Annotated in this window: 11 protein-coding genes; 5 read left to right on the top strand and 6 right to left on the bottom strand. The window is 64.4% G+C overall.

Annotation, left to right across the window (positions count from 1 at the left end; translation table 11 throughout):
* Positions 1-9: 9 nt before the first annotated feature.
* Positions 10-855: an ureidoglycolate lyase gene (locus AWB65_RS04460; RefSeq protein WP_087665979.1), complete on the bottom strand. Its 846-nt coding sequence runs from the start codon at positions 853-855 to the stop codon at positions 10-12.
* A gap of 155 nt (positions 856-1,010) precedes the next feature.
* Between AWB65_RS04460 and AWB65_RS04455 the strand changes: the two genes are divergently transcribed.
* Positions 1,011-1,931 carry a LysR family transcriptional regulator gene (locus AWB65_RS04455; RefSeq protein ID WP_087665978.1) on the top strand — a complete coding sequence of 307 codons (921 nt, stop codon included), beginning with the start codon at positions 1,011-1,013 and terminating at the stop codon, positions 1,929-1,931.
* A 53-nt stretch (positions 1,932-1,984) separates the two neighbouring features.
* Here the strand turns inward: AWB65_RS04455 and AWB65_RS04450 are convergent, their stop codons facing one another.
* Positions 1,985-2,416, bottom strand: a complete 432-nt coding sequence (locus AWB65_RS04450) for an OsmC family protein (protein WP_087665977.1) — start codon at positions 2,414-2,416, stop codon at positions 1,985-1,987.
* Positions 2,417-2,676: 260 nt separating this feature from the next.
* Between AWB65_RS04450 and AWB65_RS04445 the strand changes: the two genes are divergently transcribed.
* Both AWB65_RS04445 and AWB65_RS04440 read left to right on the top strand, forming a co-directional pair.
* Positions 2,677-4,017, top strand: a complete 1,341-nt coding sequence (locus tag AWB65_RS04445; protein WP_087665976.1) for an NAD(P)/FAD-dependent oxidoreductase — start codon at positions 2,677-2,679, stop codon at positions 4,015-4,017.
* 264 nt (positions 4,018-4,281) lie between these two features.
* On the top strand, positions 4,282-4,929 hold the full coding sequence (locus AWB65_RS04440; protein ID WP_087665975.1) for a DsbA family oxidoreductase: 648 nt from the start codon (positions 4,282-4,284) through the stop codon (positions 4,927-4,929).
* Positions 4,930-4,944: 15 nt separating this feature from the next.
* On the opposite strand, the gene AWB65_RS04435 is transcribed toward AWB65_RS04440, so the two are convergent.
* The 3 genes from AWB65_RS04435 to ypfJ all read right to left on the bottom strand — a co-directional run bounded on the left by AWB65_RS04435 (position 4,945) and on the right by ypfJ (position 8,373).
* A complete protein-coding gene (locus AWB65_RS04435; RefSeq protein ID WP_087665974.1) occupies positions 4,945-5,853 on the bottom strand; it encodes a flagellar brake protein in 909 nt (302 codons plus the stop codon).
* A 70-nt stretch (positions 5,854-5,923) separates the two neighbouring features.
* Complete coding sequence (locus AWB65_RS04430) at positions 5,924-7,318, bottom strand: LLM class flavin-dependent oxidoreductase (RefSeq protein ID WP_087665973.1); 1,395 nt, start codon at positions 7,316-7,318, stop codon at positions 5,924-5,926.
* Positions 7,319-7,500: 182 nt separating this feature from the next.
* Positions 7,501-8,373 carry a KPN_02809 family neutral zinc metallopeptidase gene (gene ypfJ / locus AWB65_RS04425; protein ID WP_087665972.1) on the bottom strand — a complete coding sequence of 291 codons (873 nt, stop codon included), beginning with the start codon at positions 8,371-8,373 and terminating at the stop codon, positions 7,501-7,503.
* Between the two features lie 486 nt (positions 8,374-8,859).
* Here ypfJ and AWB65_RS04420 point away from each other — a divergent pair, with 486 nt between their 5' ends.
* Together AWB65_RS04420 and cydB are read left to right on the top strand one after the other, a co-directional pair.
* Entirely contained in the window at positions 8,860-10,254 is a 1,395-nt protein-coding gene (locus tag AWB65_RS04420; protein WP_087665971.1) for a cytochrome ubiquinol oxidase subunit I, read from the top strand.
* A 3-nt stretch (positions 10,255-10,257) separates the two neighbouring features.
* Positions 10,258-11,259 carry a cytochrome d ubiquinol oxidase subunit II gene (gene cydB / locus AWB65_RS04415; protein ID WP_087665970.1) on the top strand — a complete coding sequence of 334 codons (1,002 nt, stop codon included), beginning with the start codon at positions 10,258-10,260 and terminating at the stop codon, positions 11,257-11,259.
* Positions 11,260-11,479: 220 nt separating this feature from the next.
* Here cydB and AWB65_RS04410 read toward each other — a convergent pair whose 3' ends face one another.
* Complete coding sequence (locus AWB65_RS04410) at positions 11,480-12,532, bottom strand: permease (protein WP_087666044.1); 1,053 nt, start codon at positions 12,530-12,532, stop codon at positions 11,480-11,482.
* Positions 12,533-12,543: the final 11 nt, after the last annotated feature.

Genomic DNA, 12,543 nt, shown 5'->3' with positions numbered 1-12,543 from the left:
GCGTGCTCCTCAGGCGTCGACGGTACGTTGCTGCTGCTCGCCGAGCCCTTCGATGCCGAGACGCATCGTCTGTCCGGCGCGCAGATAGACCGGCTCCGGCTTGATCCCCATGCCGACACCCGGCGGCGTGCCGGTCGAGATGACGTCGCCGGGTTGCAGGCTCATGAAGCGGCTGAGATACGACACGATATGCGCGACGTTGAAGATCATCGTGCTCGTGCTGCCGTTCTGATAGCGCTTGCCGTCGACTTCGAGCCATAGGGAAAGATGCTGCGGATCGGGCACTTCGTCCTTCGTGACGAGCCACGGGCCGATCGGGCCGAACGTGTCGCAACCCTTGCCCTTGTCCCATGTACCGCCGCGCTCGATCTGGTACTCGCGCTCGGAGACGTCGTTGATCACGCAGTAACCCGCGACGTGATCGAGCGCATCGGCTTCGTCGATATAGACGCCGCCCTTGCCGATCACGACGCCCAGTTCCACTTCCCAGTCGGTTTTTTTCGAGCCGCGCGGAATGCGCACGTCGTCGTTCGGGCCGACGACGGCCGAGAGCCACTTGTTAAACACGACCGGCTCGGCCGGCACCGGCAAGCCGGATTCGGCGGCGTGATCCGCATAATTCAGCCCGATGCAAATGAACTTGCCGATGCGCCCGACGCACGGACCGATACGCTCGCCGGCCGGCACGGCGGGCAGCGTCTTCGGATCGATGCCGCGCAGGCGGTTCAGCGATTCCGGCAGGAGCGCCGCGCCCGCGACATCGTCGATTACGCCGGAGAGGTCGCGGATCGTGTGGGTCGAATCGAGCAAGCCAGGTTTTTCCTGGCCGGGGGCGCCGTATCGCAGCAGTTTCATCAAGTCTCCTTCAATGCTTGGTCGTCAAATTTTCGCGAGCCTCGGCCCGCGTCTGCCGCAAATGTAGGGAATTCGCGCCGCCTTGAATAATGAAAGCTGCTGCTCGCGTGATAACTTTCCGTTATCTTCGCGTTATCCCTCCCCTCCTCCGAACCATGCTCCCGAACGTCGATTCGATTGCCGCGCGTCTGCGCCTGAAGCAACTGCGCCTTCTCATCGCGCTCGACGAGCACGGGTCCCTGCATCGCGCCGCCGACGAAATGGCGCTCACGCAGCCGGGCGCGACGAAGGCGCTGCGCGAGATCGAGGCGACCTTCGGCTCGACACTGTTCACACGCTCGCCGCAGGGCATTCAGCCAAACGAGCTCGGCCGCTGCGTGATCCGCTATGCGCGACTGATTCACATGGACGTCGCGCACCTGCGCGAGGAAATGGCGGGCATCCTGCAGGGCACGGGCGGACGGCTCGCGGTCGGGTCGATCATGGGCGCGGTGTCGGGCGTGCTCGTCGATGCGCTCACGCGATTGCGGGCAAAGCAGCCGGCGTTGACCGTCGAAGTGGTGGAGGACACGAGCGCGCGACTCCTGGCGCTGCTCGATCAGGGGCGGCTCGATCTTGCGATCTGCCGCGCGAGCGTCGCGCGCCAGCCGGAACATTACGATTACGTGGAGTTGCGCGACGAGCCGCTCGCGATCGTCGCAGGCGTCGCGCATGCGCTCGTCGATGCGCCCGCGGTCACGCTGGCCGATCTCGCACAGAGCCGCTGGATCGTGTACCCGAGCATCATGCCGCTGCGCAGTCTTTTCGAGCGCGAGTTCAAGGAAGCGGGCTTGCCGCTGCCGCTGCATCCGGTGGAGACGTCGTCGACGATCACGACCGTCCTTCTGTTGCAACGCGACCCGACGCTCGTCTCGCTGATGCCGCTCGACATGGCCGCGTTCCTCACCGAGCACCGGCTGGCGAAGCGCCTCGCGATTGCGGTCCGCTCACGTACCGAGCCGTATGGGATCGTCACGCGGCGAGGGGCGGTGCTTTCGGCGGCGACGAAGCTGATGATCGACGAACTTACGCGTTAACGAAAAAGCGCGGCCACAAAGCGGCCGCGCCTTTCATCCGATCGAACGCAGAATCAGGATTCGAGTTCCGCGTTCAGCGTGATCTTGGCGTTGTTGGCGAAGAGCTTCGACACCGGGCAGCCTTCCTTCGCCGCGGCCGCGGCCTTGTCGAACGCCGCCTTGTCGGCGCCCGGAATCTTTGCCTTCAGGTCGAGCTGGCAGGCGGTGATCGTGAAGCCGTCGCCGTCCTTTTCCAGCGTGACGGTCGACTTGGTTTCGAGGCTTTCGGCCTTCATGCCGGCTTGTTCGAGTTGCAGCGAGAGCGCCATCGTGAAGCAGCCCGCGTGCGCCGCGCCGATCAGTTCTTCCGGGTTCGTGCCCGGACCGCTTTCGAAGCGCGACTGAAAACCGTAAGGCGCGTCCTTCAGCACGCCGGTTTGCGTCGAGATGAAACCCTTGCCGTCCTTGATGCCGCCGCTCCATTTTGCCGATGCTGTCTTTTGCACGAGTGTTCTCCAGAAAATGTAAGGGGTTATAGCCACGACTGGCTGCCACGCGGCGCGTTTCAGCTTTCGTCCTGCGCGCGAACGGGAACTAGCCAGCACGCGCGATGCCCGGACGGTCGACGGCCGTTAAATGGACACTTATCATCGGGGGTTTCGCCCCGACGCGATGCACGACCGGCGCCCTCTTCATCCTAGCGGATCGGCGTGCGGCGCGCAGGCACCGGGGTTTCGTGATCGCGTTGTCGTTTTTTGGAGCGTGGATGGGTCCGCAAGTCGAACAAGTAGCCGAAGACCGGGCGTTGCCCGAGAAAGTCGATGTCGTCGTGATCGGCGGCGGGATCATCGGCGTGAGCACCGCGCTCTTTCTCGCGGAGAAGGGGCTCGCGGTGGCGCTCTGCGAGAAAGGCCAGATCGCCGGCGAGCAGTCGAGCCGCAACTGGGGCTGGTGCCGCGCGACGCATCGCGACCTGCGCGAGCTCGAACTGAGCCTGGAAAGCCTCAAGCTGTGGCGCGAGATCGACGCGAAGCTCGGCATCGATACGGGCTTTCGCGAGTGCGGCATCCTCTACGCCGCCGACGATCAGAAAGCCCTCGCCGAGCATGAGGACTGGCTCGCTCGGGCGCAGCGGCTGGTCGGGCGTGATGGCATCGATTCGCGCATCGTATCGGCGGAAGGGACCGCCGCGCTGATGAAAGGCGCCGCGCGGCGTTTCGCGGGCGGTATTTACACGCCGAGCGACGGGCGCGCCGAACCGCAGCGCGCCGCGCCAGCGATAGCGAACGCACTGCGGCGCCGGGGCGTGAAAGTGCTGACGCCGTGCGCGGCGCGCGGCATCGAAACGCCGGGCGGCGCGGTGAGCGGCGTCGTCACGGAATACGGGTTGATCCGCTGCGCGAGCGTCGTGGTTGCAGGCGGCGCGTGGACGCGGCTCTTCTCGGGCAATCTCGGCATCGACGTGCCGCAACTGATGGTGCGCGCGTCGGTGATGCGCACGGAGCCCATCGAGGGTGGCCCGGACGTGAGCGCCTGCAATCACGCGATGGGCTATCGCAAGCGCCTCGACGGCGGCTATACGCTCGCGAACGCGTTTAGCAGCTACAGCGATGTCACGCCGGACAGTTTTCGGCTGTTCTTCAAGTTCCTGCCAGCGTTGAAGAGCCAGTTCGGGTCGATCAAGCTCGGCCTCAACGCGCGATTCTTTGAGGAATTACGACGGCCGCGCCGCTGGCCGCTCGACCAGCCGACCGTCTTCGAAACCGTGCGTACACTCGATCCACCGCCGGTGGCGTCGTTCAACGAAGCGGCGCTCGCGGAGTTCCGCGCGATCTTTCCGGCGCTTGGAGGGGCGAAGGTGGCGCAGTCGTGGGCCGGTTATATCGACGTGACGCCGGATGCCGTCCCGGTGATCTCGGGCGTGGAGCGCCAACGCGGCGTGTTTATCGCGACGGGATTCTCGGGGCACGGGTTCGGCATCGGGCCGGGCGCAGGGAGACTGATGGCGGATATCGTCGCGAACGATAAGCCGCTCGTCGATCCGCACGCGTTCAGGCTCGGGCGGTTTTTCGACGGGACGAAGATTGTGCTGGATGGAGGGTTTTGAGCGCGGCGACCATCGCGTGGCAAGATCGTGCCCTGATGCGCGGGCACCATCGTCGGCGAATTTCAGGCCAGCAGCCGCCACAACCGCACGCAGAAGTGACGGGTTTGACCGGCATGGCAGCGCCCCCTGGAAAAAGTCCGCGAAAGACCGCGACGCGAAAATCGACGAAAATGACGGCTGACGGAACGCGGCGACATCAGAATCGCGCCGCCTAACCGCACTCCCACTCTCAAGGAAGCCCCCGCGCAGCGGGGTTTTTGCTATATGACAAGCCCCAAGCTCTTTATTGACGTCTGGTCCGATTTCGTGTGCCCGTTCTGCTACCTGCAGACGCCCGTGCTCGACCAGCTCCGCAACGCTTACGGCGATGCCGTCGAGATTCGCTGGCACGCGTTCGAGTTGCGCCCCGAGCCGACGCCGCTGCCCAACGCGAACAGCGATGCCCTCATCGACACCTGGGAAAAATCGGTCTATCCGCTCGCGACCGAGCGCGGCATGACGTTGCGCCTGCCGACCGTCAATCCGCGCAGCCGCAAGGCGTTCGAGACCGCGATCTTCGCGCGCGAGTCGAATCGCTACGACCTCGTGCATCGCGCGATCTTCAAGGCGTATTTCGAGGACGGCATCGACATCGGCGATACCGACGCGCTGCTCGACATCGCCGCGACCTGCGGGATCGACCCGGAGCTGCTGGAAGAGTCGCTCGCGGAGGGCGAATTCACCGATCTCGTGATCGAGGACGAAGACTTCGCAAAGTCGATCGGCGTGACGGGCGTGCCGTTCGCCGTGCTCTCCCGCGAAGCCGCGCCGGGCGAGGAACCGCCGCCGCCCATCGCGTTGCGCGGAGCCGCGCCCGTGCAGCACTTCGAAGCGGCCGTCGAGCGGCTCTTTCCCGACGGCTTTCCGGGCTGAAGGCGAAAACGCCCTCTACCCGTGCTCAGCCATGAACGACTTCAGCGCGATGCGGTGCGACGACTCCAGCGCCTCGAATTCGAGCCCGTACGTCGCGTTCTGATTGCTTTCGCCGGGCTTGCCGACGTGGCGCACGATCGCGTGCGTGTCGATGTGGACGTCGACGTCGTCGGTGTTGAAGTGGAACGACACGCGCAGGCGGTCGCCCAGTTGCGCGCAGGCGTCGACCACTGCGAGCGACATGCCGTACGGGCTGATGTCGCATACCCGGCCGACCTGCGTGAGCGCCGCGCCGCCCTCCGGTGAATAGCGCGCGGCGAGGCGCGTCGGCATCCGCGCGAACTTGCGCGTGCGCAGGCGCCGGATACCGCCCGGCTCGGACAGCACGACGTAGTTGAACGGCTCGCGGGCGACGGCATCGACCGTGCAGGCGAAGCGGAACACGCCGCGCCCCGACAGCGCCACCATCTCCACCTGCTCGCCGCGCACGAGTTCCAATGCGTCGAAGCCCGCCATCACGGGCTGCGTGACAAATAGCGCGCGCTCGCCGGTGCGCCGCCCCGACGAAACACCGATCACGCGGCTCGCGTACATCGCCGAGCCGGGGCCGACCGCGCCGCGCAATCCGACGCGCGCGCCGATGGCCAAGCCGATGTCGTCGAGTGTCAGCGGCGCGCTGTCGTTCTTGCCCTGCTCTTCGGTGAATTCCCCGGCGTTGGCGCTCTCGCGTCGCCGGTGCGGCTCGAACTGGCGGAAGATGAACTCGCGCGCGGCCTCGTTCGGCACGGTGACACCCGCGTCGAAAAGCAGCGTCCCGTCGGCGGCGACGATCGGCCATTCCAGCGGCGTTTGTAAGGGGATGTCGTCCGGCCCCAACCGGACGAGTGCAGGCAGCAACGGCGCGATAACCGATTCTATTGTCATTGTTCGGACGGTTTAGGACGATTCGTGCAATCGTCCTGTCTGCGTCCTATTCCGTCAAGTGCTGCGCCGGTCAGGCCGTCCGCTTGACTGAAGATTTGTCGTGTTCGTGCCGCTTTGCTGCTCCGGCGTGCGCGTCCGGCAAATACGCACGGCCCGCGCCGAAGATTTTTTCGCGCAGCGTCCCTTCGGCGTACTCCGTCTTGTACGCGCCGCGCGCCTGCAATTCCGGCACGACGAGTTCGACGAAATCCCGGTAGCACTCGGGCGTCACGGTGCGGGCGAGATTGAAGCCGTCGATGCCGGTGTCCTCGATCCACGCGACGAGTTCGTCCGCGACCTGCGACGCGCTGCCGACCAGCGTCGGATAGCGGCCGCCGAGTTGCAGCTCCTGGCTCAGGATATCGGCGACGGTGCGTTCGCGGCCGGCCGCCGTCAGGTTCTTCACGACCGACTGGATTGCGTTGTTCTTGACATAGCGGATCGGTTCGTTAGGCGCGTAGCGCGAGAAGTCGATGCCGCTCGAACTCGCGTAGTGCGCGAGACCCGCCTCGGGGTTCGCGTAGCGCACGTAGTCGTCGTATTTTTCGCGGGCTTCGCGCTCGGTCGGCGCGGTCACGATCGACATGCCCATGAAAAACTTGATGTCGTCGCGCTGGCGGCCTTCGCGCTCGACATCGCCGCGCACGCCGGACACGAGCTTGCGCAGCGCGCCGCGCTCCTGCTGCGACACGAATACGCACTCCGCGTGGCGCGCGGCAAATGCCTGCCCGCGTCCCGACGACCCCGCCTGGAACAGCACCGGCGTGCGTTGCGGCGACGGCTCCGAAAGGTGATACCCCTCGACGTCGTAATACTTCCCGTGATGTTCGATTCGATGCACGCGCGCCGGATCGGCATAGACGCGATTGGCGCGATCGGCACGCACCGCGCCCTCCTCCCAGCTTCGCTCCCACAGCGAATACGTGACATCGAGAAACTCTTCCGCGCGATCGTAGCGTTCGTCATGCTCGATCTGCTGCGAGAGGCCCATCGCCTTCGCCGCGCTTTCGAGATATCCGGTGACGATGTTCCAGCCGATTCGGCCGTTGCTCAGGTGATCGAGCGTCGAGAAGCGGCGCGCGAGCAGATACGGCGCCTCATAGGTCAGGTTCACGGTGACGCCGAAGCCGAGGTTGCGCGTCGCGGCGGCCATCGCGGAGATCGTCAGCAAGGGATCGTTGACGGGAAGCTGGATCGATTCTCTCAACGGCAGATCGACCGATTGCTGATAGACGTCGTACACGCCGACGATATCGGCGAGAAAAAGTCCGTCGAACAAGCCGCGTTCGAGCAGTTGCGCGAGTTCGGTCCAGTATGTGACGTCCTTGTAGCGCGCGGATTGATCGCGTGGATGCGTCCAGAGACCGTGGTTGATATGGCCGACGCAGTTCATGTTGAAGGCGTTCAGCAGGATTTGTTTGGGCATGTCGGGGCCTTCGAGCGGACGAATCGCTAGCGTAGCGACGCATCGCGCGGCGCGGAACCGAGCATTTCTGCTTTGCTTATGAACGGCGGTGTTGCGGGCCGCCCCGCGCAGGCTTTATGCGCATAACGTTTGCGGGGTGCGGCAGATAAAGCGAAGGCCGCGCGCGGCGGCCATGAAGAACATCAAAGCGTCGATGCCCCGAACGTGTCGCATTGTCGAATGTCGCCGGATTGCAAGCCGCGCTGGAGCCAGCGTTGACGCTGCGCGCTCGTGCCGTGCGTGAACGCTTCCGGCACGACGCGTCCTTGCGTCTGCTTCTGCAGGCGGTCGTCACCGATCGCGCCGGCCGCGTTCAGGCCTTCCGCGAAATCGCCTGGCTCGATCAGCTTCGCGTTGTCGCGCTGCGCGGTCGCGGCCCAGACGCCGGCGTAGCAGTCGGCCTGCAATTCGACCCGCACCGACAACTCGTTCGCCCGCTCGCGCGACATGCGCGAACGCGCGGCATCGACCTTCGACGAAATCCCGAGCACGTTCTGCACGTGGTGCCCCACTTCATGAGCGATCACGTAGGCCTGCGCGAAGTCACCGCTCGCGCCGAAGCGATCGCGCAATTCGCGATAGAACGACAAGTCGATATAGACCTTGCGGTCGGCGGGACAGTAGAACGGGCCCATCGCCGCGTCGCCCATGCCGCAGCCGGTCTGCGTGCCGCCGCTGAAAAGCACGAGTTTCGGCGCCGGATAGTCCTGATTGAATTGCGTGCGGAAGATTTCCTGCCACGTGCGCTCGGTATTGCCGAGCACGCGGCGCACGAAGACCGCGCCGGCATCGTTAGCGGGCGGCTGGTTCGACGGCGCCGCTTGCTGTTGCGGCGCCTGCGTCTGCATCTGCTGCGCGCCGTTGATGATCACCATCGGATTGATGCCGAAGAAATACGACGCCGCGAGCGCCACGACGATCGTCCCGATCCCGATGCTGCCGCCGCCCATGCGGAATCCCCCGCCGCCCCGGCGGTCTTCGACATTTCTGCTTTCCGCTTCGTCATCGAGGCGCATGGTTGTTCTCCTTGTATTGAGGGCGTGGCGCGTGAGCGCGGCAAAAAACCCGCCATGTTACCGGCGCGGTCGCTGGACACGTGCGCCGCCGTGACGACATTGCACAGTTGCCGTCCTTGAATTATGCGGCAAGCATTTCGCGCACCTGGAGTTCTATTTCGAACAGTGCGAATAAATCGAATCGCTTTTATAAGCGCTATAAACCCGCCTGCGACACGCGGGCGCAGGCCGTGACGCAGTGCGGTCGATTGTCGCGGAAATCGCGCTTGCGGCGCGTTGGCGAGATCACGCGCGCATTCCGAAAATTCAATCGATTCAGTTCGTTATGCGCGCCAGGTCCTTGAAACTGCGGCATTTGCGCGCAATGCGCAAATCATGACGCGACGCAACACGCGCCCTGGAAGCTCGCTAAGCTTCGTTCGTCACAAACCCGCAACCCTTTAGCCCACAGCGCCGCAGCGTACAGCGCGACGCGCCCAGACCATCATGCATTCGACTCCGGAAGCGCTGGATCTCGCGCGAATCCAATTCGCCTTTACCGTTTCATTCCACATCATTTTTCCGGCACTGAGCATCGGACTCGCGAGTTTCATCGCCGTGCTCGAAGGCGCCTGGCTCAGAACCGGCAAGCCCGTCTACAAGGAACTGTGTCTTTTCTGGTCGAAGGTTTTCGCGGTCGCGTTCGGCATGGGCGTTGTGTCGGGTGTGGTCATGAGCTACGAATTCGGTACCAACTGGAGCGGCTTCTCCAGTTTCGCCGGGCCGATCACGGGGCCGCTCCTCACGTATGAAGTGATGACCGCGTTCTTCCTCGAAGCGGGCTTCCTCGGCATCATGCTCTTCGGCTGGAACAAGGTCGGCAGGAAGGCGCACTTCGGCGCGACGTTGATGGTCGCGATCGGCACGCTGATCTCGACGTTCTGGATCCTCGCGTCCAATAGCTGGATGCAGACGCCGCAGGGCTTTCGCATCGAAGGCGATCATGTCGTGCCCGTCGACTGGTTCGCGATCATCTTCAACCCGTCGTTTCCTTACCGGCTCGCGCACATGGCGATCGCGGCGTTCATCGTCGCGGGCCTAGTCGTGGCCGCGACCGGCGCGTGGCATCTGCTGAAGGGCCGCCGCGACCCCGCGATCAAAAAGATGTTCTCGATGGCGCTCTGGCTCCTGCTCGTGCTCACGCCGGTGCAGGCGATCGTCGGCGATGCGCACGGCATCAACACGCGTGAACATCAGCCCGCGAAGATCGCCGCGATCGAGGGTCTGTGGGAAACCGAGAAAGGCGGCACGGCGCTCAACCTGTTCGGCCTCCCCGACATGGAGGCGGAGACGACGAAGTACGCAGTGTCCGTCCCGCATCTCGGCAGCCTGATCCTCACGCATAGCTGGGACGGCGAGATTCGCGGACTGAAGTCGTTTCCGAAGGAGGATCGGCCGAACTCGACGATCGTCTTCTGGAGTTTTCGCATCATGGCGGGGCTGGGCGTGCTGATGATCGTGCTGTCGGTGGCGGCGTGGTTCCTGCGCCGCAAAGGCCGCCTCTACGACTCGCGCTGGTTCCAGCGCTTCGCCCTCGCGATGGGTCCGAGCGGCTTCATCACGCTGCTTGCCGGTTGGGTGACGACGGAGGTCGGCCGCCAGCCGTGGGTCGTGTACGGCGTGATGCGTACCGCCGATGCCGTGTCCCCCGTAACCGCGCAGCAGGTCGGCGTGTCGCTTTTCGTGTTCGTGATCGTCTACACGCTCGTGTTCGGCACCGGCATCTACTACCTGCTCAAGCTGCTGAAGCACGGCCCGGCGCTGCCCGGCTCCGCGGACGACGCCAATCACACCGCGCGGCGCCCGTTGAGCGCTGTCACTCAATCGATCGAAGGAGCGTAATTCATGGATCTCACCCTGGCCTGGGCCGCGATCATCGCGTTGGGCGTGCTGTTGTATGTCGTGCTGGACGGCTTCGATCTCGGCATCGGCATCCTGTTCCCGCTCTTCCCCGACGAACACGATCGCGACGTCATGATGAACACCGTCGCGCCCGTCTGGGACGGCAACGAGACGTGGCTCGTGCTCGGCGGCGCAGGGTTGTTCGCTGCGTTCCCGATGCTGTATTCGACGGTACTTTCGGCGCTTTATCTGCCGCTCGTGCTGATGCTCGTGTGCCTGATCTTTCGCGGCGTGTCGTTCGAGATTCGTGCGAAGGCGTCGCGCACGAAACATCTTTGGGACCTTGCGTTCATCGGCGGATCGGCGGGGGCGACGTTCTTTCAGGGCGTGGCATTGGGCGCGTTCCTCGACGGCATCCAGACGACCGACGGCCGCTTTTCCGGCGATGCCTTCGGATGGTTCACGCCGTTCAGCATCTTCACGGGCGGCGCGCTCGTCGTGACTTATGCGCTGCTCGGGTGCTGCTGGCTGATCGCAAAAACCGAGGGCGATCTGCAGCGGCGCTTTTACCGGATCGTGTGGCCACTCACCGTGCTGCAACTCGCGACGATCGCCGTCGTCAGCGTCTGGACGCCGTTTCAGGATCAGGGCATTGCGATGCGCTGGTTCGATTCGCCGCTGTTTTATCGGCTGTTGCCGGTGCCGGTTTTGGTCGTCGCCTGCGCATGGATCATGCGGCGCTCGATCCGGTCGAAGCACGAGACGCGGCCTTTCGTGATGGCGCTCGGTTTCGTGCTGCTGGGGTTCGTCGGGCTCGTGGCGAGCATTTCACCGCATGAGATTCTGCCCGGCGTTTCGCTGTGGGATGCAGCGGCGCCGCGATCGAGCCAGTTGTTCACGATCGTCGGAGCGGCGGTGATTTTGCCTGTGATCGTGACTTACACCACGCTGGGATATTGGGTCTTCAGAGGGAAGGTGCGGCATGGCGAACATCACTATCATTAAGCGAGGACGCTTCGCGCAGGTGTTCTGGTTCGTGGCGCTTTGGGTCGCCGGAGTCGGCGGGGCGATGCTGCTGGCCCTGCCATTCAAGTTGCTCATTCGAGCGGGTACCTAGCGCGGTTTGTCAGCCGTTTGCCGTGCTCAAGTTGTTCACTTTGCTGTCGGCAGGGTCGCCCCGAACGAGGGCACCGCTGACAGACCGCAAAGAACCCAGCATACCTGCCTAGAATCCCAACGCGACGGCCAGCAGTCCGGCTACGATTCCGAACCCCACGACAGACACCGAGACAAACGCCAGCACCCGTCGCGGAAACGATTTCCCCAGCATAGCCAGGGAAGGCACGCTAATCGGCGGCAAAGTCATCAGAAGCGCCCCGGCGGGACCGGCCGCCATTCCGAGCGAAAGCATCGCCTGAATGATCGGCACTTCGCCCGCCGTCGGAATAACAAAAAGCATCCCCGCCACCGCAAACGCGACGATCCACAACAGGCTGTTATCGACATCCGGCCCGATATGCGGAAACAGCCAGGCGCGCGCTGCGCCGAGCAACAGCACGAGCACGATGTACTCCGGCACGAGCCGCAACGTCATTCGGCCCAAAATTTTGAGCCAGCGCGAAAACGCACTCCCCGGCGCGTCTTCATCGATCATCTGCCGCAGCGCATCGCGCGATGCCTCCGCTTCCTTCGGCGTCACCATCCGGTTCGCGGCATAGCCTAGCCCGAACACCATCAGCACACCGAGCGCGAGCCGCAGACCCATCCACTGCCAGCCGAGCACGAAGCCCATGAAAACCAGCGCGGCCGGATTCAAAACCGTATTCCCCAGCCAGAATGCGATCGCCGCGCCCGGAGCCGCCTGCCGCGCGCGCAACCCCGCGACGACCGGCGCCGCGCAGCACGTACACATCATCCCCGGCAGCGACATCAGCCCGCCGTTCACGACACTGCCGAAATCGCTGCGCCCGAGCGCGCGCGCCACCCACTGCGGCGGAATGAGCGCCTGCACGGCCGAGCCGAGCAGGAGGCCGAGCACCATCGCCTGCCAGATCGCCTTGCCGTACGCGAGCGCGTAGTCGAGCGCGGCCTGCCACGACGGCGCCGGCGCGCTGGCGGCGGTGCCCATCAGGATCGACTTGCCGATCGAATGCTGGCTCGCCGCGACGAATGCGCGGTTGTAGTACGGAAACCACTTCACGTAGAAGAGGCCGATCACGGCGATCAGCACGAACGTGACGATACCCAGTGCGAAACGCGGTTGTCGAATGGTGCTCATGGTTTTCTTGT

The sequence above is a fragment of the Caballeronia humi genome (assembly GCF_001544475.1).
Taxonomy (GTDB): domain Bacteria; phylum Pseudomonadota; class Gammaproteobacteria; order Burkholderiales; family Burkholderiaceae; genus Caballeronia; species Caballeronia humi.
This window is presented reverse-complemented; position numbering and strand designations above follow the sequence as displayed.